19 protein-coding genes and 1 pseudogene are annotated in these 21149 nt (G+C 66.3%); 2 read left to right on the top strand and 18 right to left on the bottom strand.

The window, feature by feature from the left end:
* Nucleotides 1–161: 161 nt before the first annotated feature.
* The 4 genes from PCA_RS13320 to PCA_RS13305 form a co-directional block, all read right to left on the bottom strand.
* Nucleotides 162–875 (bottom strand): ZIP family metal transporter, encoded by a 714-nt coding sequence (locus tag PCA_RS13320; protein ID WP_181303097.1) that lies wholly within the window; start codon nt 873–875, stop codon nt 162–164.
* A 188-nt stretch (nt 876–1063) separates the two neighbouring features.
* Nucleotides 1064–1438 carry a carboxymuconolactone decarboxylase family protein gene (locus PCA_RS13315; RefSeq protein WP_181303096.1) on the bottom strand — a complete coding sequence of 125 codons (375 nt, stop codon included), beginning with the start codon at nt 1436–1438 and terminating at the stop codon, nt 1064–1066.
* Nucleotides 1439–1451: 13 nt separating this feature from the next.
* On the bottom strand, nt 1452–1730 hold the full coding sequence (merP, locus tag PCA_RS13310) for a mercury resistance system periplasmic binding protein MerP (protein ID WP_181303095.1): 279 nt from the start codon (nt 1728–1730) through the stop codon (nt 1452–1454).
* A gap of 10 nt (nt 1731–1740) precedes the next feature.
* Complete coding sequence (locus PCA_RS13305) at nt 1741–2091, bottom strand: mercuric ion transporter MerT (RefSeq protein WP_181303094.1); 351 nt, start codon at nt 2089–2091, stop codon at nt 1741–1743.
* 67 nt (nt 2092–2158) lie between these two features.
* Between PCA_RS13305 and PCA_RS13300 the strand changes: the two genes are divergently transcribed.
* Entirely contained in the window at nt 2159–2590 is a 432-nt protein-coding gene (locus tag PCA_RS13300; protein WP_181303093.1) for a MerR family transcriptional regulator, read from the top strand.
* Between the two features lie 16 nt (nt 2591–2606).
* Here PCA_RS13300 and PCA_RS13295 read toward each other — a convergent pair whose 3' ends face one another.
* Genes PCA_RS13295 through PCA_RS13280 form a run of 4 tightly spaced genes read right to left on the bottom strand, consistent with a single transcriptional unit; the run spans nt 2607 to nt 8728 of the window.
* On the bottom strand, nt 2607–2951 hold the full coding sequence (locus tag PCA_RS13295; protein ID WP_181303092.1) for a copper-binding protein: 345 nt from the start codon (nt 2949–2951) through the stop codon (nt 2607–2609).
* A 4-nt stretch (nt 2952–2955) separates the two neighbouring features.
* Nucleotides 2956–6129, bottom strand: coding sequence for a CusA/CzcA family heavy metal efflux RND transporter (locus PCA_RS13290; RefSeq protein ID WP_181303091.1), 3174 nt, complete (start codon nt 6127–6129; stop codon nt 2956–2958).
* Nucleotides 6126–7454, bottom strand: a complete 1329-nt coding sequence (locus tag PCA_RS13285) for an efflux RND transporter periplasmic adaptor subunit (RefSeq protein ID WP_255436851.1) — start codon at nt 7452–7454, stop codon at nt 6126–6128. The genes PCA_RS13290 and PCA_RS13285 overlap by 4 nt, the downstream gene beginning before the upstream one ends.
* Nucleotides 7451–8728: a TolC family protein gene (locus tag PCA_RS13280; protein WP_181303090.1), complete on the bottom strand. Its 1278-nt coding sequence runs from the start codon at nt 8726–8728 to the stop codon at nt 7451–7453. Before PCA_RS13280 ends, PCA_RS13285 begins: the two co-directional genes overlap by 4 nt.
* 546 nt (nt 8729–9274) lie before the next feature.
* Here PCA_RS13280 and PCA_RS17640 point away from each other — a divergent pair.
* Nucleotides 9275–9647 (top strand): annotated as a pseudogene (locus PCA_RS17640) (hypothetical protein); the annotation flags it as partial.
* 83 nt (nt 9648–9730) lie between these two features.
* On the opposite strand, the gene PCA_RS13270 reads toward PCA_RS17640, so the two are convergent.
* From PCA_RS13270 to PCA_RS13225, 10 genes are all read right to left on the bottom strand, one after another.
* Nucleotides 9731–10348 carry a cation transporter gene (locus tag PCA_RS13270; protein ID WP_181303088.1) on the bottom strand — a complete coding sequence of 206 codons (618 nt, stop codon included), beginning with the start codon at nt 10346–10348 and terminating at the stop codon, nt 9731–9733.
* Complete coding sequence (locus PCA_RS13265) at nt 10345–12204, bottom strand: cytochrome c/FTR1 family iron permease (RefSeq protein ID WP_181303087.1); 1860 nt, start codon at nt 12202–12204, stop codon at nt 10345–10347. Before PCA_RS13265 ends, PCA_RS13270 begins: the two co-directional genes overlap by 4 nt.
* 358 nt (nt 12205–12562) lie before the next feature.
* Nucleotides 12563–13972 (bottom strand): NADH-quinone oxidoreductase subunit N, encoded by a 1410-nt coding sequence (locus PCA_RS13260; protein WP_181303086.1) that lies wholly within the window; start codon nt 13970–13972, stop codon nt 12563–12565.
* Between the two features lie 2 nt (nt 13973–13974).
* The gene (locus tag PCA_RS13255) at nt 13975–15462 is read right to left on the bottom strand and encodes an NADH-quinone oxidoreductase subunit M (protein ID WP_181303085.1); all 1488 of its coding nucleotides are present in this window, start codon (nt 15460–15462) and stop codon (nt 13975–13977) included.
* A 1-nt stretch (nt 15463) separates the two neighbouring features.
* Entirely contained in the window at nt 15464–17368 is a 1905-nt protein-coding gene (locus tag PCA_RS13250) for a proton-conducting transporter membrane subunit (RefSeq protein ID WP_181303084.1), read from the bottom strand.
* The gene (gene nuoK / locus PCA_RS13245) at nt 17368–17673 is read right to left on the bottom strand and encodes an NADH-quinone oxidoreductase subunit NuoK (protein WP_181303083.1); all 306 of its coding nucleotides are present in this window, start codon (nt 17671–17673) and stop codon (nt 17368–17370) included. Before nuoK ends, PCA_RS13250 begins: the two co-directional genes overlap by 1 nt.
* Nucleotides 17670–18365, bottom strand: coding sequence for an NADH-quinone oxidoreductase subunit J (locus PCA_RS13240; protein WP_181303082.1), 696 nt, complete (start codon nt 18363–18365; stop codon nt 17670–17672). The genes nuoK and PCA_RS13240 overlap by 4 nt, the downstream gene beginning before the upstream one ends.
* The gene (locus PCA_RS13235; RefSeq protein WP_219918795.1) at nt 18362–19291 is read right to left on the bottom strand and encodes an NADH-quinone oxidoreductase subunit H; all 930 of its coding nucleotides are present in this window, start codon (nt 19289–19291) and stop codon (nt 18362–18364) included. The genes PCA_RS13240 and PCA_RS13235 overlap by 4 nt, the downstream gene beginning before the upstream one ends.
* A complete protein-coding gene (locus tag PCA_RS13230; protein WP_181303081.1) occupies nt 19288–20769 on the bottom strand; it encodes a hypothetical protein in 1482 nt (493 codons plus the stop codon). Before PCA_RS13230 ends, PCA_RS13235 begins: the two co-directional genes overlap by 4 nt.
* Nucleotides 20766–21110, bottom strand: coding sequence for an NADH-quinone oxidoreductase subunit A (locus PCA_RS13225; RefSeq protein WP_181303080.1), 345 nt, complete (start codon nt 21108–21110; stop codon nt 20766–20768). Before PCA_RS13225 ends, PCA_RS13230 begins: the two co-directional genes overlap by 4 nt.
* Between the last annotated feature and the right edge of the window lie 39 nt (nt 21111–21149).

Genomic DNA, 21149 nt, shown 5'->3' with positions numbered 1-21149 from the left:
AAATTTGTTGCCCGCGTAAGGCCAGAAGTGCGAAATGGCAGGGATCGGAATGCTCCGGACACCGGCAGACGCTGGTCGTGAGGGCTTGGTGCGGGCCGAGCCCGCCATGCAACTTTTGCGGTCCCGTTCGTGGCATCCGTTGGTCGCGCACAGTGGACGTTCTAGCCAGCTGGGGCGACCATGTCCAGCAGGAGCAAGCCAATAAAGCCTGCGAAGAACAGCGCCGTCATCCATGGCGCCTCGCGCACTTCGTGGGCCTCCTTCAGCAACTCTTCAGTGACCAGATAGAGGAAGGTCGCCGCGGCGAACGCGAGCACCGCCTCCATCCAGCCGCCTTTCAGTCCACCGAGCAACAGGCTGCCTGCCAGTGCCCCGGCGAAGGGCAGGATGGCAAGGACGAGGATGCTGACGATGATGCGGGTGCGGGATGCGTCCGCACGGGCCAGCGAGGCTGCCGTTGCCAGCCCAAGCGAGAGCATTTCCACGGCCAATGCAATCGTGACAAACAAACCCTCGCGCGTGCCAGCACCGAACGCGACACCGATCAACACGCCGTCGATCAGGACATCCGCACCCACGATGAGTGTCATGCCCCATGGCCGGCTGCTTGTCTTCTCGATGCGGCATCCCGCCTGGCGCAGGCCAAGCATCAGCAACACGCCTGCCGTAAAGCCGGCCAGGGCCGCAAGCGGCGCATCCTGATGCAGGATGTCCGGCAGTATTTCCACCGCAAGGGCCGAGAACACCACGCCTGCCGCAAAGTGCTGCACTGCACTTCCCAACTTGGGCGAAGGAGGCTTGAAGGCGGCAATCAACCCCCCGGTGCCCATGGCAAGCAGGGGTGCCAACGCATACAGCAACACGGTACCTAACATGAGCCCCTCCTTCCCAGTGAGGCTCACAGAGTGGCCGTCTGCGTAACGTCAGCGGCGCGAAAAACAATCTTTCGCCGTAGCGCGCCGGATCCAGGGCGAAGTCGCAAGCAGAGCGAATGTCGCCACGGTTCAAGCGGCGCCTCCAGGTTTCAAGCGAATGCGTTGGTATGGCTGCGCCTCGGCTCGAGTTACGAGCAGCAGCTTGGCTGAGCCTGCGGCATCGACAGGCCGCTGCTGAACTCCTTGTAAGCCTTGTAAGCCTTCAAAGACCACATCTCGCCCACGCACCCACCCATCGTCGTGGCCACCGCAAGTATTTCGCCAAGCTCGCTTTCGGTGGCCCCCAGGGTCGCAGCCTGTTGCACGTAGTAGACGATGCATGGTTCACATCGGGCGGAGATGGACCACAGCATCGCGCCCAGCGCCTTGTGCCGCGCTGGCAACTCTCCTTCGGTAAAGATGGTGGCCTGCCGCATCTGCTGGATATGGCGGGAAACACCGTGCGTGACCTTGGCGAAGTCATCAAGCAAACCAAGCGCGGGGTCGATTGCTTCAAGCGACATGGTTAACCCGCCCTTAGTGGTGAACGGTGGCCGGATAGCCGGCGTCGGCGCTGGCGCGGGCCAGTTGGGCAGGCTCGGTCTTGCTGTCGTCGTACTTCACGGTGACCGTCTTCTGCTTCACATCCCAAGCGACGGCATTGACGCCCGGCACTTTCTCAAGAGACTTCCGGATGGTGATCGGGCAGGTGGGGCAAGTCATGCCGGGCACGTCGAGTGTCGCCGTGCGCGTGGCAGCCATGGAGGCCACCGGCATGGCTGCCAGCAGCAGGGCAAAGGCAAGGTTGGTTTTCATTGGCGAGTCCTCAGTAGAACAACGGGGCCGCGTAAGGGAAGGCGAAGGCGACCGCTATCAGGGCCACCACAAGCAAGAACAGCGCCTTGTACACGCGGCGGATGGCAGGGGAGGCGCACATCTCGCCGGGTAGGCACGCAGGAGGGCGGCGATAGATCCGCCAGTAGGCAGAACCCAGCGCGATAAGCGAGACCAGGAGGAACCATGGTCGCAGCGGTTCAAGACGCGTCAACTGGCCGATCCAGGCGCCGCTCAATCCAATGCTGACCAGGATGAGTGGCCCTAGGCAGCAGGCCGACGCCAGCATGGCCGCCAGACCACCGATGGCCAGGGTGCTCTTCTCGGCGCTGGGTTTCTGCATCGGTCTGATTCCCGACAGAGTGAAGAAGATCTACCTTACGTCCGTAGTCAACTACGGAGTCAACGGCATGGGGTACACGATCGGTAGCCTGTCCAAAGTCACCGGCGTGCATATCGAAACCATCCGCTACTACCAGCGACGTGGCCTGATCGGCGAACCGACCAGGCCCCCGGGTGGCATCCGGCGATACGACGAGGCGCACGCGCGTCGCTTGCGCTTCATCAAGCATGCCCAGGCGCTCGGCTTCAGTCTGGACGAGGTGGCGGAACTGCTCGCCCTGGAGGACGGGCAGCACTGCCGGGAAGCGGCGCGACTGGGCGCAGACAAGCTGGCGTCGGTACGTGCACGCATCACCCGGTTGCGTCAGGTCGAACTGGCGCTTGCGAGCCTGGTCAAGCAGTGCGGATCCCATCGCGGACAGGTGCGTTGTCCGCTGATCGCTTCCCTGGAGCTGGGTAGTGACCTGCCGATCCAGGGCATGGGAGAAGACGCCTCCTAGCGTGGAGGCACCTCTGTTACTGCACTGGCTTCAGTGCAGTCACTTCACTACGCATGCCGTCCGGGTGCAGTGTGAAGTGAACCTTCTGGCCGATCTTGACCTGCTTGAGGATTTTGGAAGAGACGTGGAAGGGCATGGTCATCGCCGGCCAGCCGATCGCCGGAATCGCCTCGTGCTGGAGCGTGATGGTGCTTGCGCGGGCATCGATGGCTTTGACCACGCCAACCGCCTGCGCCTCGGCCGGTTTGCCTGCGTCGTGCTGCATACCGGGCATGTTGGGGTTCATCTGCAATGGACCGGCGAAGGCCGGCGCGATAGCGAACGTGCCCACCAGGCACAGGGTCGTCAGGGTGGTTTTCATGTGTTCAATCTCCTTGCGGGTTGGGTGAAGAGGAGGGCGCGCCTGCCTTCCGGCGCAAGCGGTGCTGGACGAGCAGACGAAAGGCGGCCGGCAGCGCCACCATCGATAGCAGGGGTGCGGTGAGCATGCCGCCGATCATCGGCGCGGCGATGCGTTGCATGACTTCGGATCCCGCGCCGTGGCCGAGCAGGATGGGAAACAGGCCGGCGAGGATCACGGCAACCGTCATGGCCTTGGGCCGCACCCGCTGCACGGCGCCTTCGCGGATGGCGTCGTCCAGGGCCGCGGGGCCTGCCTGTGGATCGAGCGCGAGCTGGCGATCCCATGCCTGGCGCAGGTACAGCAGCATCACTACCCCGAACTCGGCCGCCACGCCGGCCAGCGCGATGAAGCCGATGATGGTCGCCACCGACACGGCATGGCCCAGCAGCCAGATCAGCCACAGGCCGCCGACCAGCGCCAGCGGCACGCTCAGCATGATGAGCGCTGCCTCGCTGGCGCGCCGGAACACCATGTAGATCAGCCCGAAGATGATCGCCAGTGCGATCGGCACCACCAGCTTGAGCCGTTGCAGGGCGCTGGCAAGAAATTCGAACTGGCCCGACCAGGCCACAGTGACGCCCGGCGGCAGCGCGATCTTCTGCGCGACCGCCTGCTGCAGGCGGTCCACCACGGTGCCCAGGTCTGTGCCGTCGGTGTCGACGTAGACGTAGGTTGCCAGCTGGCCATCCTCGCTCTTGAGCATCGAGGGGCCGGGCGTGAGCGTGACATCAGCCACCTGGCCGAGCGTGAGCTGCGCGCCATTGGCCGCCACGATCGGCAGCTGGCGAAGTGCGGCCACTGAATCGCGCTCAGCCCGCGGATAGCGCACGACGATGGGGTAGCGCTCGCGTCCCTCGATCGTCTGGCCGACCGGATCGCCACCGACCACCGTGGCCACCAACTGCTGCACGCGTGCCTGGGTCAGGCCGTAGCGTGCCGCGTCGACGGGTCGCACGTGCACGTTCACATAGCGGCCGCTGGTGGGCCGCTCGGCGATGGCCGAGCTGACGCCTGGCACATCTCCGGCCAGCGTTTCGATCTGGTCGGCCACCTGCTGCAAGGTCGCCAGGTCGGTGCCCAGCACCTTGATGCCGATTGGGCTCTTGATGCCCGTGGAGAGCATGTCGATCCGATTACGGATTGGCGGCACGAACAGGTTGGTCAGGCCGGGCACGCGCACGGCCTTGTTCAGCTCGTCCTTGATCTTCGCCATGGTCATCCCCTGGCGCCATTGGTCCTTCGGTTTGAAGGTGATGGTGGTCTCGAACATTTCCAGTGGCGCCGGGTCGGTGGCCGTCTCGGCGCGGCCGGCCTTACCGAAGACATGCGCCACTTCCGGGACGGTCTTGATCATGCGATCGGTCAGCTGCAGCAACTGCGCCGCCTTGCCCGCCGACAGGCCGGGCAGGGCGGTGGGCATGTAGAGGAGGGTGCCCTCGTCCATCGCCGGCATGAACTCGCTGCCGAGCTGCGTGAGCGGCACGAGCGCACTGATGAGCAGCACCCCCGCCAACGCAAGCGTGGTTTTGGGCCAGCGCAGCACCGCTTCGAGCACCGGCCGGTAGCCGCGGGCGAGCAGACGATTGAGTGGGTTCTCATGCTCCGCGCGGATGCGCCCGCGTACCAGGTAGCCCATCAGCACCGGCACCAGCGTCACCGCCAGGCCGGCGGCGGCTGCCATCGCATAGGTCTTGGTGAAGGCCAGCGGAGAGAACAGCTTGCCTTCCTGGCCCTGCAGGGCGAATACCGGCACGAACGAGAGCGCGATGATCAGCAGGCTCACGAACAGCGCCGGCCCGACCTCGGCGCTGGCCGCGGCGACCAGCGTCCAACGCTCGCCACCCCGCGGTTCGCTCCCTTCATTCGTGGCGCGCCACTGCTCCAGGTGCTTGTGGACGTTCTCGATCATCACGATCGCCGCATCGACCATGGCGCCAATGGCGATGGCAATGCCGCCCAGCGACATGAGGTTGGCCGACACGCCCTGCAGGTCCATCACGATGAACGCGGCCAGCACCCCCAGCGGCAGGGTCACCACCGCCACCAGCGCCGAACGCAGGTGCCCCAGGAACAAGGCGCAGACCAGCGCGACCACCAGGAACTCTTCCAGCAGCTTGCCCCACACGTTTTCCACCGCCGCATCGATCAGCTGCGAACGGTCGTAGGTAGGCACGATTTCCACGCCCGCCGGTAGGCTGCGTTTCAACGTGGCGAGCTTGGCCTTCACGGCCGCGATGGCGGCCTTGGCGTTCTTGCCCGAACGGAGCACGACAACTCCGCCGGCCACCTCGCCCTGGCCGTCCAGCTCGGCGATACCGCGACGGAACGTCGGTCCCCTACGCACGGTGGCCACCTCGCGCAGCAGTACCGGGACGCCGTTGGCGTTGGCGGTAATCGGCACGTTCTCGAACGCTTCCCGGCTCGTGAGGTAGCCCTCGCTGCGGACCATCAGCTCGGCTTCGCCCTGTTCAATCACCGAACCGCCATTGGCGCCATTGGCCGCGGAGATCGCATCGACCAGTTGCTGCACGGTGATGCCGCGTGCCGCCAATGCCTGCGGGTCGGGCACGATCTGCCAGGCGCGCTCCATGCCGCCCAGGCTCGCGACTTCGGCCACGTCCGGCACCGTCTTCAGCTGGTAGCGCAGGAACCAGTCCTGCAAGGCACGCAACTGGCCCAGGTCGTGCCGCCCGGTGCGATCGACCAACGCGTACTCGTAGATCCAGCCCAGGCCGGTGGCATCCGGGCCGAGCGCTGGATTGACGTCCGCCGGCAGACTGGCGCGCACCTGGCTCAGGTATTCGAGCACGCGCGAGCGCGCCCAATACAGGTCCGTCTTGTCGTCGAACAGCACGTAGACGTAGGAGTCGCCGAAGAACGAGTAGCCGCGAACCGTCCGGGCACCGGGCACCGAGAGCATGGTGGTCGCCAATGGGTAGGTAACCTGGTCCTCCACCACTTGTGGGGATTGCCCGGCCCACGGTGTGCGGATGATCACCTGCGTGTCGGACAGGTCCGGCAGCGCGTCGATTGGCGTGTGCAGGGCAGCGAACACGCCGGCCAGCGCCAGCGCCACCGCAGCAAGCAGGACGAACAGGCGATGCCTGATCGCTGCGCGGATCAACGCGCCGATCATGGATGGTCTCCCATCGGCATGCCGGGCATCGCGGCAGTGGTGGCGGGTGCCGGCTTCGCTTCGCCATCCAGCCGCTCGAGCGCACCGGACAGGCTCGCTTCGGAATCGATCAGGAATTGCCCCGAGACCACCACCTGCTCGCCGCCGTGCAGGCCGGCGACGATCTCGGTGAGACCGCCTGCCGAACGCCCGGTACGCACGGGCATGGCGCGGAAACGCCCATTCCCTTCGGCCAGGATGACCCGGTTGTCGATGCCGGCGGCGATCAAGGCCTCGTCCGGCACCACCGGGTGTGCTTCACCCTCGGCGGGCTTGAGGTGCACCGTGGCGAACATGCCGGGGCTCAATGCGCCATCGGGGTTGTCGATCACGATGCGTGCCCGCTGCGTGCGGGTGGCGTTGTCCACGTCCGGCAGCAGCGTTTCCACTTCGCCATCGAAGCTGCGTCCGGGCAGCGCATCCAGGGTGACGGTGACTGGCGTGCCGGCTCGCACGGTGCCGGCCACGCCTTGCGGCAGGGCCGCCTCGATCCAGACGGTGGCCAGGCCATTGAGGGTCATCAGCGTCTGGCCGGCGCCCACACGCTGGCCCTCGCGCACCTCCAGGGTGGCGACAACGCCATCCTGCGGCGCGTGTAGCGTGATCGTCCCATCGTTGCCATGCAGGGCCGAACGCACGTCCGCATCGCTCAAGCCCAGCACGCGCAGCCGGGCGCGTGCCGCGTCCCGGAGCGCCCTGGCGTCGGCCGATGTCCCCTGTTGCAAAGCGCGGTACTCGGCAAGGGCGCTGTTCCACTGAGGCGCGAGCAGCTTGGCCAGTGGCTCACCCTTGGTCACGTGCGTGTAGGGGGCCTTGATGTCGAGCTTCTCCACGACGGCATCGACACGGGCGCTCAGCGTTGTGGCCTGGCGCAGGTCCCAACTGACCGTGCCGGGTACCTCTATGGCATCGGCCAGCGTGCGCCGTTCTACATTGGTGGTACGCACCCCGAGGTTTTGCGTGGTGGCCGGATCGATGTGCACCACGCCGTTGTCGGCGCTTCCCTCATCGGCGTACTTGGGCACCATCTGCATGCCCATCGGTGAGAGGCCCGGGTGGTCGAAATGCTGCTGCGGCACCATCGTGTCGTACCAGTACAGGACCTTGCGGTCCTCCGCGGCCGGCTTGTCCGTCAATGCCTTCGCCATTGCCCGGGGTGTCGTCTGCGAACGACCGCTAACGTAGCCGATCGCAACCAATGCCACGCCGGCTGCGACCAATGCCACGACAAGCAGGAGCGGCTTCGCGCGCGACCGCGGCACGGGATTCGTATTCATGGGCGTCATGGGGAAACCTCCTGGCGGGGCAACAGGTAGGCAAGCGATGCCCACAGCTGGGCCCGTTGGGCCAATGCCCGGACGTAGGTAAGCCGCAACTCGATTTCGTCGCGACGCGCGTCCAGCCACGGCTGCAAAGCGCCGCCACCGCGGTAGGAAGCCAACGCCGTGCGCGCACGGTCGCGCGCCAACGGGAGCAGGCTTTCGTCATCGCGGACGATCTGCCGGCTCCATCCCTGCCAAGCAGCGAGTGTCCGTGCCAGGGTCTCGCGCTGCACCCGCCGCGCATCCTCATGCTGGAACTGCACGGCGTCTGATTGCGCCTGTTTGGCGCTGATGCCGCGATCTTGCCGGTTGCGGGTGAACAGCGGCAGGCTCACGCCAACCTGCAGCGACACCATGTCCGAGAGGTACGGCGCGCGCTTGCCGTACATCAGGCTCACACTCCAGTCCGGGTGTTTCGCTGCGCGCGCCTGCTCCAGGTCGGCCTGGGCGACCTGTTCGCGGGTCGCCCATTGCTGCATGGGCGCCTGCCGGTCGATGGTCTGGTACAGCAGCCGTTGATCGAACGGCAATGTACCGAAGTCGGGCGCATCGGCGAGCGTGACCTCACCGGCATCCGGTAGCCACCGAAGCAGCCCGGCCTGGGCGGAAGCAAGATCGGCGGATGCCTGTTCAAGCTGGTTGTCGAGCGTGTCGACCGCCGCGCGCGCTGCCAGCGCATCGGCGGCGCTGCCTTCGCCGCCGCGCAAGCGGGCCTGCGTCAGCTGTACGGCCAAATCGCCTTCTTGGCGCAGATCGCGTAACAGTGCCAGTTCTCGTTCGGCCGCCCATAGACCGATCCACGCGTCGGCGACGCCTTCCTGCACGCTCTGCACCGTCGCAGCGTGTTCGGCCATCGCGTCGCTCTCGCGCGCCTGGGCCAGCGCGCGTTCGGCATCGCGTGCGGCATGCGAGGGAATGGCTTGGTTGATGCCAATCGTGCGCATGGTCATCGTGTCCGAGCGGAGGCTGAAGGCGCCCGGATCGGTGACCGGATAGTTCGATAGCCCAACGCTCAGCGTCGGATCAGGCAAGCGCCCGGCGCGCGCCAGTTCCTCCTGCGTGGCCGTGATGTGTGCATGGTGGGCATCGAGCAGCGGTGCTTGTTGGACGCCGCGAGCAATCGCTTCTTCCAGTGAAAGGGGACGTTCGGCAGCATACGCAGCCGAGGCCGTCGCCCACGTCAGGGCAACGGCCAGACCCGACGCAACCGTGCGTCGGGCAAGGGATAGGGGCAGCATGGAACAGCACTCCTTGGGATCGAGGATGTCTCGCGCACAAGGCACGAGCGCGCAGCAGGGGTCAGCTGCGGCCTAGATCAGGAGCGAACAGAACAGGAGGGAAACCGGTGGTGGCGGCGCTCGCAAGCGTACGAGTCGCTCAGGCGCTCTGGTAGTGATTTGCAACATGCGCAGTGAGGGCGGGACTGCGGGCAAGGCTGCAAAAAGGCTTGGCGGGACCGTGCCTGCTCGCGCATCCGGCTGGGTGGTGCGGTCAGGCTGGCAATGCGCCTGGCAGAGGGGGGACTTGGCTGATGGCGCTTGCACCATCCCCTGCGCACAGGTGTCGTCCATGCCCACGCCCACGCTCTTGGCGACGGACACGGCAGTCGCCGCATGCTCCGGCGGTGCGATCCCGCATGCATACGCGGCCAGTGCTACCTGTTGCCACAGGAGTGCCAGCATCACCAGCCAGGTAAGGCGGCGACGAAGACGGGGGTGGAAGGTATGCATGCGGCGCATGCCTAAAATGCTATCACGTAGACATCGAATCTATTCGCGCGGCCAGGCTGCACGAAGGCCGTGATGCAGGACTGTGGCGGCTTGCAGTCGCTCAATGTGGTTAACACGCTGCGCCTGCTCGCCCGCTGGATGCGCATGGTGGCCATGCCAACCAGTCCTCCGTGCCCAATGTGCGGCAGTCGATGTGATGGAGGAGCTGTTCAAGTTCACCCTGATGGCGCGAGTCCGTTCCGATTACCTCGTCAGCCAGTACAGCGAGCGCAAGGGCGCCGCCCAGACCAAGGCACTGGCCGCGGCCGCAGCGGTCGTCGAGGCGCCATTAGTTGGCGTCGTTGTATCCACCAAACGGGGCACCCGAGCAAGCCGTGGCATGCGGCGGTTCCGCAGGGTGCTGCGCATGATCACCAGTGGACGGTAATTTTGCCCGTTCTGGGCGGATTTCATGGGACCTGCCTGGCCGGGTATGCGAGAAGAGGCACACGTCAGCCCTACACGGAGGCGTCATTTTGAAAACACATCGGCATGTGAAGCGGCGTCACGAGCCTCTCGCAGAATGCCGACCGCTTCCTTGAGAATAAACAGCGCGATGCCAGCGCCGATCAGCAAGTCGGGAATTGCGCTGTGCAGGATCAGGACGAGCAGGCCCGACACGATAACCGCCAGGTTGGCAATCACGTCCACCCGTGTGAACAACCATGTGGCCCGAAGGTGGACCTCGCCGTGGCGAAACCGTCCCAGCAGCCGCAGGACCGTGGTGTTGACCACCAGCGCCAGGAAGGCGATCGCCATCATCCAAAGGCCTTGCGGCGCGCTGCCCTCCATGAAGCGCCATGCGGTACCCGCCAAGACGCCCAGCCCCAAAAGAAAGAGCAGCATGCCGCTCGATCGCGCGGCAACGGCCTTGAAGCGGGCGTCACGGGTCCAGGCGAGCAGTCCTATCGCATACGCACAGGCATCGGCCAGCATGTCCAGCGAGTCAGCAATCAATCCCATCGACTGGGCAACCAGACCGGCGGCCAGCCCGACGACAAACATGGTGGCATTGAGCGCTAGTGCGACACGCAGAATGCGGCGCTCTGCTTCATTGGTTGCCTCAGAGTGGCATCCGCAATCACTCATTGACCGACCTCGGGCTTTTCGGCGAGCACCCTGCTGGCTTGCATCGTAGAAATGCGACCACGCCACACGTTGATTGCAAAACCCAAACCCAGAATCAGGACGATGGCGACCTGAGCCAGCACCGACTGCCACGTTGGAAAAATACCCAGGAGCTCCACATGCGGTACCGGCGCCGGGCTCACCGCCAGCCAGCCCGCTTCCTGCAATGCAGCAACCCCTTTGCCCGTGAGTACGATGGCCAGTATCGCGATCAATGCGGAACTCGCGGTAAAAAAGTGCGCCAGTGGCAGGCGCCGACTGGTGCGGAGCAAAACCCAGGCGATCACAACTAGAACGCCAGCGCCGGCAGCTATGCCGCCGAGCAGCCAGGCTTCCTGGCCTTCACTCCATAGAGCGGCATAAAACAGGATCGTCTCAAAGACCTCCCGATACACCGAGATGAACGCCAAGCCGAACAGGAACCACGCCGATCGCTGGTTGAGCGCGGCAGCCATTTTCTCCTTGAGGTAGCTCTGCCATCGTCCGCCGATACTCTTCTGGTGCATCCAGAGGCCGACACTGAGCAGGACGACGGCAGCGAACAAGGACGACAGACCCTCGGTCAACTCACGGCCCGCGCCGCTGATCGAGATCGCATAGCTCGCCAGCGCCCATGTGATGCCGCCAGCCACCAGGGCCAGTGCCCAACCTGCATGTACGTACCGGACTGCCTGAAGCCGCTCGGCCTTGCGCAGAAAGGCCAGCAAGGCCACCACGACCAGCATCGCCTCCAGTCCCTCGCGGACCAGAATCGTGAAGGCGCCGAGGAAGGTGGCTACGGGGTCGTCTGCCGTGGTGCTGATGGCTGCTTGAGCTCTGACCAGCAATGCGTCGATCTGATCGGCCTGCTGAGCTATCTCGGTCTGAGGCTTGCCGCTGGTCAAGGCGGCCCGGTAGGCCCCCATCGCCGTTTCAAGCGTTGCCCGCAGCGCGTTGTCACGTGCATTGAGCTGCGGCTCGACCGGTTCCACGCCATCGAGGTAGGCCGAGAGCGCCAGTTTGGCGGCCTCTGCGCGCTCTCCCGAGCTATAGGCCGTGACGCTTGTCGCCAGCCGCCCACGCGCCAGTGCGAGGCCTTGCGGCGCCTCCTCGATGCCTGCCGGGTGGGAGCGCAGGTAACCGAGGATGGCGCGAGCACGCTCGGTTCCAAGGGCCGGCGTCAGCGCGGCAACCCGCGCCTGCGTCAGATCCTGCAGGCTCGCGATCTGCATGCGTGCTGCAGCGTCCTGCTGCCAGGCATGCGCACCGGTCGTAGCTTCAGCGCCGTAGGCAAGGGAGCCTACGTAGTAGGCCAACGCCCATCGATCAGCCAGGGATAGTTGCTTCGCATAGCTGGCCATGGGTGTGCCGGCCACCCCTTGGCTGATGACCTCGTATAGCGACAGCGCACTTCGTTGATCGGCCCGGGCCTGGTTGGTGAAGTCCACCGGGCGTGGATCAAGCGAAAGCCCTGCCGGGCCGTCTCCTCGTCCCGTTGAGCCATGGCAAGCCGCGCAGTTTTGTTGGTACAGCGCCGCGCCGCGCGCCAGGTTCGGAGCCTGTGTCGGCGCTGTGGGGATGGGATAAGCCTGCAACAATCCGTCGGCAAGAGCATGAGCTTGCTGGGCGACGGTAGTCGGCGTGGCTTTCGCGTCGATGGCGGCCACCAGGTGGTTCGCCTGCTCGGCCAGCGATGACGAGGTGACGGTGGGTGGGAGTGCTTGAATGCGCTTACGCGCCGTGGCCGCGAACTCACGCATCTCGGCGTACTCGGAGGCGCTTATCACTGCGCCATCGCGTACCGCACCGGCGTAATCCGTCGCGAGGTAGTCGAGCATCTGCCACGTCTGGGGCACACTCGCTGGCGCGTCTTGGGCGAAGGAGGAGAAGCCCCAGAGTAGAGCAACCGCAAGGCCCGCATTGCGCAAGAAATTGTAAATGCGACTTGTTATCATTTGTTCAGTATAGCCATTTCTGCTCTCACAGTAAGCCAACCGAGGTGCGGGCAACGACAAGGCTCGTCGACTTGCTGGGGCAAGGGCATCCGATGTGGGGTGCGTCAACGGTGGTGCCAGCCAGCGCTAAACGCGTCGTGACTGTTGAGCGCTGAGTAAATCAGCGCCGAGGTTAGTCTTCGCAAAACAACGTCCCGTGCGATCAGCGCGACTCATGCGTGATCAGGTAGGTCTGGCCACTTCACCATGGCAGCGCCATAGGCTCCCAGTGTCCTAGTAGCGCCTGCGCGAGCAGCCCCAGGACCAGCACCGCCACAACACCAGCGATGACCCCGCTGCCTGCCCAGTTGCCAAGAAGCTGGGGCGCGGCTTTCCTTTCATGGAAGTAAACCGGTGCAATCGCGCGAAGGTAGTAGAACAACGACACCACCGTGTTGAGGATCGCCACGACGGCCAGCCAGGCATAGCCCGCATCGATGGTGGCAAGAAACAGCGTGAGCTTGCCGACGAAGCCGGCCAGCGGCGGGATGCCGACGAGCGAGAGCAGGCTCAAGGTCAATCCTGCCGCCAGCAGCGGGCGATGATGCGCAAGCCCACTGTAGTCCGCCAGCTCCGTGCGCCCGCGCAACTGCACCACTACGGCGAAAGCGGTCAGGTTCGCGGCGGCGTAGCCGGCCAGGAAGAAAAGCAAGGCGGGCATCGCTTGCCCGCTTGCACCGATCACGGTGACCGCCATCAGTGCATAGCCGGCCTGCGACACCGACGACCAGCCGAGCAGCCGGCGCAAATCGGTTTGCCACAGCGCAGCCAGGTTGCCCAGCGTCATCGTCGCCACTGCAATCGCCGCCAGCAGCGGGCGCCAGCCGATGGCATCGGTCGGAAACACATGCAGCAGCCGCGCCAGCGCCAGTGCGGCGCCGATCTTCGGCACCACGGTGAGAAACGCCGCTGCCGGTGCCGGCGCGCCTTCGGCCACGTCGGGCAGCCAGGTATGCACCGGCACCGCGCCCAGTTCGAACGCCACGCCGATCACCGCCAGTGCCAGCGCCAGCAGCAACAACGGCGATACCGACGCGTGCGTCAGCGCGGCCGCCATGTCGGCATAGCCAGTGCAGCCGAGCAGCCCGAACAGCAGCGCGACACCGAGCATCAGCAGCGTGTTGGCGAACGCGCCTATCAGGAAATACTTCATGCCGGCCTCCACCGACAACGCCCAGTCGCGATGCCAGGCGGCCAGCGTGTAGCCGGTCACCGACGACAGCAGCACGCTCATCACGAGTTGCAGCGTATCGGCGGCGCCGGCCATCGCCATCGCGCCCAGCGCGGACAGCAGCAGCATCGAGTAGTACTCGCCGTGCCGGCGTTCGTGGCGGAACCATTCCGGAGCAAGCAATACGGCGATGGCGGTCGCCGCCAGAATGATCAGGCGCGCCGCGATGCTGGCGCCGTCCAGCGCCCAGGTGCCAGAAAAGGTCAGCCGTGGCTGGCCGCTCCATTGCATCGCACACAGCGAGCCGGCCAGCGCCAGTCCAATCAGGGCCAGCGGCGCGCCCAGCCACTGCCGCCGCATCGGCGCGAAAGAGGCCAGAAGCAGGCCGATCACCGCCGTCACCAGCACGGCGATTTCGGGCAGGACGTCGCCGAGCGGCATCGTCAGCGACTCCGCACCAGCGTCGCCGACGCACTGTCGATGACCGCCAGCAGCGCATGCGGATAGACGCCGATCGCCACCACCAGCAGCAGCAATACTCCCAGCAGCAGGGTTTCGCGCATGCACAGGTCGGCGAAGCTAGCCCGGCGCGACTGCATCTCGCCGAAGAACAATCGCTGCAGCAGCTGCAGGAACAGCGCCGCCGTGATCAGGATGCCCAGCAAGCCGATCCCGGCCAGCCACGGGTAGGTGGCAAAGGTGCCGGCAAAGATCTGGAACTCGGCCACAAAGCCCGCCAACCCGGGCAGGCCGAGGCTGGCGAACGCCGCTACCGTCGCCGCGGCGGTCAATCGCGGCGCGACCTGCGCCAGCCCGCCGTAGGCCTGCATGTCGTACTCGCGTGCGCGTTGCCAGAAGACCGCGGTGATCAGAAACAGGGCGCCGGTGGTCAGCCCGTGCGCGACCATTTCCACCACCGCGCCGGTCAGTGCGAGCTGGCGCCCCGATTCGCTGGCGACCATCGCACCCGCCGCGGCTACGCCGAGCACGGCGTAGCCCATGTGATTGACCGAGGTGTAGGCAATGCGCCGTTTCAGGTCTTGCTGGCCCAGCGCCACCAGCGATCCCCACAGGATCGAAATCACCGCCAGGATGCCCAGCGGCAGCGCGTAGCGGGCGAACGTGGCGCTCATCATCGAGAACGGAATGCGGATCAGACCGTACACGCCCATCTTCAGCAGCACGCCGGCCAGGATCGCCGACACCGGCCCGGGCGCATTGACGTGCGCGGGCGGCAGCCAGGTGTGCAGCGGAAACAGCGGCGTCTTGATGCCGAAGCCGAACACGAAGCCGAGCAGCACCAGTGCGCTGCGCACATCCATACCGGCCAGCGGCTGCCGCGCGATCAGCTCGCGCATGTCGAAGGTCAGCGATCCGCTGCCGAGGGACAGGCCCAGGATCGCCAGCAGGATCGCCAGCGATCCGGCGAACGTGTAGACGAAGAACTTGAGCGCCGCGCGCGGGGCGTCGTCATGGCCCCAGCGGCCAATCAGGAAATACATGCCGACCAGGCTCAGGTCAAAAAATACGTAGAACAGAAGCAGGTCCAGCGCCATAAACACCCCCAGCGAGACCGCCTCGAGAAACAGGAACCACGCGTAATAGGCGCGCGCCCGCTGCTTGGTTTCGGCCGGCCAGGCAATCGCCGCCAGAAACAGCACGGCGCTCATCGCCGAAATCGCCAGTGCGATGCCGTCAACACCGACCCGCCACGCCACGCCCAGCGACGGAATCCACGGCACCGTGGCGACCTGCTGGAACGCCGCTGCGCCGGCGCCGGTGTCGAAGCGGGCCCACACGATCAGCAACAGCACCAGCGGCACCGCGGCCACGCCGATGGCAATCCGCCGCGTCGTTTGCTCGCAGGCGTTCGGCAGGAACAGCAGCGCGAAAGCGCCTAGCAGCGGAACGAGGATGGCCAAAGTCAGCATGTCAGCTCCCCAGCAGAAGGATCACGGTCAACAGCGCGCCGCCGATCGCGAGCATCGCCACGTAGTGCTGCGACAACCCGGTTTGCAACCGCCGCGCGTCGAGGCCGCCGAGGCTCACCAGCGCGGCGGCACCCTCCGGCAGGCCGTCGGCAATGCGCTCGCCAAGGCGACGACCGAACACCGCCAGCGCCGTCGTGAATGTTTCGGTCGCGCGCACGCCACGATCGACGACGGCATCGTCGTCACGCGCGATACGTGTCGCCGTGCGGCGCCCGAGCCAGGCGACAGCACGCGGTGCGGCGTCGATCAGCGCGTCGTCCGCGCGCGCGGCGGCGCTGGCCAGCAGCAGCACCGGCATGGATACGCTCATGCGCAGCAGCGTCGGCAGGCCCCACCAGTCAGCCACGGCAGCCGGCGCTCCAGCCTGGCCTAGCATCGGATGACGCCGGACCAGCAGGTACCCGGTCGCCAGACCCAGCGCCGCCAGCAGCAGCGATGCGGCCAGCGCCAGCGCATCCGATGCCGGCCACACCACACCCAGCAGCTCGCCCAGCGCGGCCCGTATGCGCGGTAGCCACAGCAGCGACAGCACGAGCGTGACCAGCGCAAGGAGGCCGATCGCCATGCGCTCGATGCGATGCGGTGGCTCTGCCTGCACCGGCGGATCGCCGAAACCGAAGGCCAAGCCCTGGAAGCGCGCCGCGTACACCGCGCTCAAGCCGCCGGCCAGCAATACTGCAGCCGCCAGCCACGGGCTGATCTGTCCGCCGGCCGCGGCAATCGCCTCCTTGGTCCAGGCCGCGCCCAGCGGCGGCACGCCGGCCAGCGCCAGCGCGGCCACGCCGCTCATCGTCGCCACCCACGGCAACGCGTGACCCAGCCGCATGCGCGCCAGCGTATAGCCGTCTATCCGTTGGCCGGCGATGCCGGCGGCGAGAAACAGCGGCGCCTTGAAGCAGGCATGCGCGACCAGATGCGCCACGGCAACCGCGGGGTAGCCTGCGCCCACCGCGATGAACATCAGGCCGAAGTGGGCCGAGGTGGAAGCAGCCAGCAATTTCTTGGCGTGGCTCTGCACGATGGCTACCACACCGCCGGCGAGCGCGGTGGTCAGGCCGATCGCGATCGTTGCCGGGGCAAACCACGCCACACGGCTCAACTCCGGTTGCAGCCGCGCGAGGAGGTAGGCGCCAGCGGCGACCATGGTGGCCGCATGCAGCAGGGCCGAGACCGAGGTAGGCCCAGCCATGGCGCGAAACAGCCACGGCGAGAACGGCAGTTGGCCGGATTTCGACGCCGCCGACAGCAGCAGCCCGAACGTCAGCAGCGCCAGCGGCAAACCGTGCAGCTGCGCCAGGTCGGCGTAGGCGAACGATCCGCTGCCGGCAAACGCGGCCATTGCCGCCAGGAACATCCCCAGATCGCCCAAGCGCGTCATCACGGACGCGTACAGGCCCGAAGCGGGGCGGCTGGCATCACGCCATTGATGCGCGATCAGCGCCCACGAGCAGGCGCCGACCAGTTCCCAGCCGATCAGCAGGGTCAGCAGATCGGCGGCGATCACCAGCAACTCCATCGCGCCGACGAACAACAGCAGCAGCGCCAGCAGCCGGCGCAAACCAGGACGCTCTTCGTGGAACGCCGCGTACGCCAGTACCGGCAGGGCGACGGCCGGCACCAGCAGCGCCACCGCCGCCGACAACGGCGTCAGCGCGACATGCAGAACGAGCATCGGGCTCCACAACAGCTCGCCGTGCCAGCTTCCGGCCGCGGCAAACGTGGCCAGCAACACCATCGCCGCCATGGTGGCGCCGGCCACCAGCGCCAGCCAGGCGCGCCGTTCCGAGCCGGCTGCGAACAGCGCGGCCCCCGCGAGCATCGGGAGCAGAACCAGCATCCAAAGCATCAGTGTTTCATCGTCGTCAGGCCCTCGATCACGTCGACCTGACGCTTGCGGTAGACCGCCGTCACCAGCGCGAAACCGATCGCCATGTCGACTGCCATCACCGCCATCACGATGATCGCCAGCAACTGGCCCTTGGGGTCGCCGTCGGTACTGCGCGACCAGCAGCCGACCACGATCAACAGCACGCCGTTGAGCATCAGCTCCAGCCCCATCAGCAGCATGACGAAGGATTTTTGCGACAGCGCGCCGTACAGGCCCAGGCCGATCAGCGCAGCGGCGACCAGGAGGATCGCTTGGAGGCTCATGCGTGATGCTCCGGTGGTTGGTGCGGGTGGTCGTTTGCATGCCCGTGCGCCGGCTCGCCGGCCGTTGGAGACGCCGCCGAAGGCGCGTGGCCGCCATGGCCGCCATGGCCGCCGCTGCGTTTCTTCGGTATGCGCCCCGCCGGCATCCCGCCCGGCGTCATTGTCGGCGGCAGCGAGCCAGCGTCGGCCGGGCCGAAACGGCCGCTGCGGCTGGACAGCACTACGGTGCCGATCATCGTCGCCAGCAGCGTCACCCCGGCGGTCTCGAAGATCAGCATCGAGCGGCCGAGCAGTTCCATCCCCAGCTCGCGGATCACCGGGCGGCCGGCAACCAGCGGATGGTGCGGCAGATCGGTCAGCCACACCGCTGCTGCCAGCCCGGCAAACGCAAGCACCCCGGCGACGATCGCGAAGCGTTCCTGATGCACCATGTTCATGGGGTTGAGCCCGGCCGGGTTCATCATGAACATCACCATGAACAGCGCCATCACCATCATCTCCACGCCCATCATGAAGATCGTGGCCACGCCCAGATACGGCGCGCGCAGCAGCAGCATGATCAGCCCGACGGCAATGAAGGAGAGGAGCAGCAGGAACGCCGAACGCACCATCGAGTCCGTGCGGAAAACGCGCCAGCCGCTGACGATGGCGATCGCCGCCAGCGTCCAGAACGCCAGGTCGGTGCCGCTCACCACAACGCCACCACGCCGGCCTGCGCCAGGTCCAGGAAAGCCAACGGCAGCAGCACCGTCCACAGCACGGTGAGCATGCGCGACGGTGGCAGCCGCGCGAGGCTGTGGCCGGCACCGACCAGCAGCGTGATCAGCACCAGCATCTTCAGCGCCAGCCACCACGGGCCGGCACGTACGGGACCCAGATAGCCGCCCAGAAACGCCGAGCTCGCCATCGCCGCGAACGCCACCAGCATCGCGTGGCGCGCCAGCTGCCAGGTCAGCCGCGCGGCGCCGGAAACTTCGCCGGCGGTACCGCCGGCCAGGTCCGCCGAGTCGGCGTAGTCGAATGGTCCGCGCAGGCTCAGCGACAGCCCGAGCAAGAGAAACAGAAACAACCCCAGCGGCTGGCGCAACACGTTCCACACGTCGTGCTGGGACGCCACGATATCTACCACCGATAGCGACTGCGCCGGCAGCGCGGTGCCAATCAGCACGAACATTGACAGCAGCATGATCGGCAGGCCCATCGCGGCATAGCGATACGCGCCGATCAGCGGCAGCGGCGCGTTGGCCGACCAGCCGTGCAGGAACACCGCGATCACCGTCAGCGTCTCCACCGCGCCCCACAGCACCACGGTGGTAGGCGCATCGATCACCGCGACGCCCGGCGCCAGCGGCACCACCGCCAGCCCGATACCGGCCAGCGCCAGGTACAACGCCGGCGCGAGCGCCCAGTTGAGGCGATCCGGATGCTCGGTGCGGTTTTGCTGGCGCACGAGGCTCACGGCGACGGCGCGCCATGGTGCCAGCAGCGCGTCGCGCATGAGGTTGACCGGCGGTCGCTGCGCGATGAGCGCGAATGCCAGCGAATCGATCACGGCAACAAAAACGACGCTGCCACCCAGCAGCACCAGCGTGCCGAGCCAGGGCATCAGCGCGCTCACATTGCGTGCCCGTGATGGGTGGCGCCGGCTTCCTCTGGCGGATCCTTGGGCGGGCGATACATGCGGCGCAGCACGGCCACCTCGAAACTGTTGATCACCAGCATCGCCTCGTTCCACTCCAGGCCGCGCAGCAGGGTGGCGAAAGCGTCATGGTTGGGTGCCGGCATGTTTGCCGCGTCATCGGCCGGCAGCGGATCATGCCCAACATCCCGTTCATCCGCGTGCGACGCCGCGGCGGGTGCAAGATCGCCGGCGCGGCTCGCCAAGTGCATGGATTGTTCGGCCTCGTCCAGCCATTGATGCAAACGCGCGCGGACGTCGCCATCGCGTTGTGTGAGCACACGAAAGTTCAGTTCGCGGTAAGCCCGATCGTAAAGCCGCTCATCCACGGCGTGGCCGGCCGCACGCAGCGCAGCGCCGCCCAAGGCCCGCGCCATTGGTGGATCGAGCTGGCCCAGCCCCGCGGGAATCGCGGCGAACGCCCCGCTTCGTACCAGCGCCCTACGCAGTGGCGCGATCGGAACGCTATCGCCGTGCTGGATGGCGCACGCCATTCGCCGGCAGCGCTCGGCTAGCGGGGCCAGCTCAAGCACCGCCAGCATTCTCGCCACGCCGCGCAAATGCTGCGCGGCGCGTTGGTGTTCGCGGTGAGCAAGCGTCCGCGCAATGCCGGGTGTATAGCGGCTGTCATCCTGGCCACGCTGCCCGGCCGAGGAGCCGGTCGCGTCGGAATCACCGAGCTTGGAGCCTTTGGAGGCTGCGGCACTGGATCCCTGTTTGTGCAGGATTGACGAGTCATCGAGTGGTTCGACCTCTCTGACAGCGGCAGCGTGCGCAGCGTGCGGTGACGAAGGCGGTGCCGGCCACAGCGGCGGGCTTTCCATGCGCGCGTGCTGAATCACATCACCCTGCAGAGTGAGCGTCAGCACCAAGCCCGCCGGCAGCGTTGGCATGAACGGACCCAGCCGCAGCGTGTAGGCATCGAGCGCGAGGCCGTCGCGCAGGTCGTCGTCGGTCATCGGCATGGGCCGGCCGTACGGCGTGCCACCCATCATGCCCTTGCCGCCTTGGCCGTATTCGCCGATACCGCGCCATGGCGCGGGGGGTTCATCCGGCAGCAGGTCCGATTCGGACGGGTGCTCACCGGTCAACAGTTGCCGATACAACTCGCGCAACGCCGGCACGGGAGCGGCGTCCGGCGGCAGCGTGCGTGGCGTGCCGAAGTGGGCGGGAATGTCGCTGGCCCAGCACAACGTGGCACGCGGGTGCGGCAACTGATCGTGCAGGCGGCGCAGGGATGCAACGTCTCGCTCTCGTACTCCACCGGCCACCAGCAGCACGCTGGCGTGACGTGGGCTCGCCACGCGCTCGATTTCCGCGCGCAGGCACAGATCGTCGACGCGATCGCTGGTGCCTTCCCCCACGGCGACGAACACCGCCACCGGTGCGGCCGCAGCGAGTGCGCGCAGTGCGCTCATTGCCACCGGAAAATCCCTTCGCGCCAGCCGTACACGAGGCCGACGGCGAGAATGACCAAAAACATGCCCATTTCCATGAGCGCCTTGCCGCCCTCGGCCACGAACACCACCGCCCACGGGTACATGAACATCATCTCCATCTCGAAGGCGATGAACAGCAGCAGCATTGGATAGCAGCGCAGGTGATAACGCTGCCATGCATGTGTCTTCGCCTCCCCGCCGCCCATGTACGGCGCCTGTTGCGAGTACGAGACGGCGCGGTCGTACCCCAGGTATCGCAGTGCCGCTGCAATACCTGCCGACCACGCTAGAACCAAAATCAGGGAAACGACATTGTTCACATCGATAGTCCACTTCAAACGCAGTGAAAGGGAGATGTA

This window comes from Rhodanobacter sp. PCA2, from assembly GCF_013620825.1.
In the GTDB taxonomy this organism is placed as follows: Bacteria; Pseudomonadota; Gammaproteobacteria; order Xanthomonadales; family Rhodanobacteraceae; genus Rhodanobacter_A.
The sequence above is the reverse complement of the archived record's forward strand: the minus strand, read 5'-3'. Positions and strand labels throughout refer to the sequence as shown.

Excerpts from the sequence above, each read along its gene's own strand:
- PCA_RS13320 (WP_181303097.1), bottom strand. The coding sequence starts at position 875 with ATGTTAGGTACCGTGTTGCTGTATGCGTTGGCACCCCTGCTTGCCATG.
- PCA_RS13315 (WP_181303096.1), bottom strand. The coding sequence starts at position 1,438 with ATGTCGCTTGAAGCAATCGACCCCGCGCTTGGTTTGCTTGATGACTTC.
- merP (WP_181303095.1), bottom strand. The coding sequence starts at position 1,730 with ATGAAAACCAACCTTGCCTTTGCCCTGCTGCTGGCAGCCATGCCGGTG.
- PCA_RS13305 (WP_181303094.1), bottom strand. The coding sequence starts at position 2,091 with ATGCAGAAACCCAGCGCCGAGAAGAGCACCCTGGCCATCGGTGGTCTG.
- PCA_RS13300 (WP_181303093.1), top strand. The coding sequence starts at position 2,159 with ATGGGGTACACGATCGGTAGCCTGTCCAAAGTCACCGGCGTGCATATC.
- PCA_RS13295 (WP_181303092.1), bottom strand. The coding sequence starts at position 2,951 with ATGAAAACCACCCTGACGACCCTGTGCCTGGTGGGCACGTTCGCTATC.
- PCA_RS13290 (WP_181303091.1), bottom strand. The coding sequence starts at position 6,129 with ATGATCGGCGCGTTGATCCGCGCAGCGATCAGGCATCGCCTGTTCGTC.
- PCA_RS13285 (WP_255436851.1), bottom strand. The coding sequence starts at position 7,454 with ATGACGCCCATGAATACGAATCCCGTGCCGCGGTCGCGCGCGAAGCCG.
- PCA_RS13280 (WP_181303090.1), bottom strand. The coding sequence starts at position 8,728 with ATGCTGCCCCTATCCCTTGCCCGACGCACGGTTGCGTCGGGTCTGGCC.
- PCA_RS13270 (WP_181303088.1), bottom strand. The coding sequence starts at position 10,348 with ATGAGTGATTGCGGATGCCACTCTGAGGCAACCAATGAAGCAGAGCGC.
- PCA_RS13265 (WP_181303087.1), bottom strand. The coding sequence starts at position 12,204 with ATGCTCGACTACCTCGCGACGGATTACGCCGGTGCGGTACGCGATGGC.
- PCA_RS13260 (WP_181303086.1), bottom strand. The coding sequence starts at position 13,972 with ATGCCGCTCGGCGACGTCCTGCCCGAAATCGCCGTGCTGGTGACGGCG.
- PCA_RS13255 (WP_181303085.1), bottom strand. The coding sequence starts at position 15,462 with ATGCTGACTTTGGCCATCCTCGTTCCGCTGCTAGGCGCTTTCGCGCTG.
- PCA_RS13250 (WP_181303084.1), bottom strand. The coding sequence starts at position 17,368 with ATGCTTTGGATGCTGGTTCTGCTCCCGATGCTCGCGGGGGCCGCGCTG.
- nuoK (WP_181303083.1), bottom strand. The coding sequence starts at position 17,673 with ATGAGCCTCCAAGCGATCCTCCTGGTCGCCGCTGCGCTGATCGGCCTG.
- PCA_RS13230 (WP_181303081.1), bottom strand. The coding sequence starts at position 20,769 with ATGAGCGCACTGCGCGCACTCGCTGCGGCCGCACCGGTGGCGGTGTTC.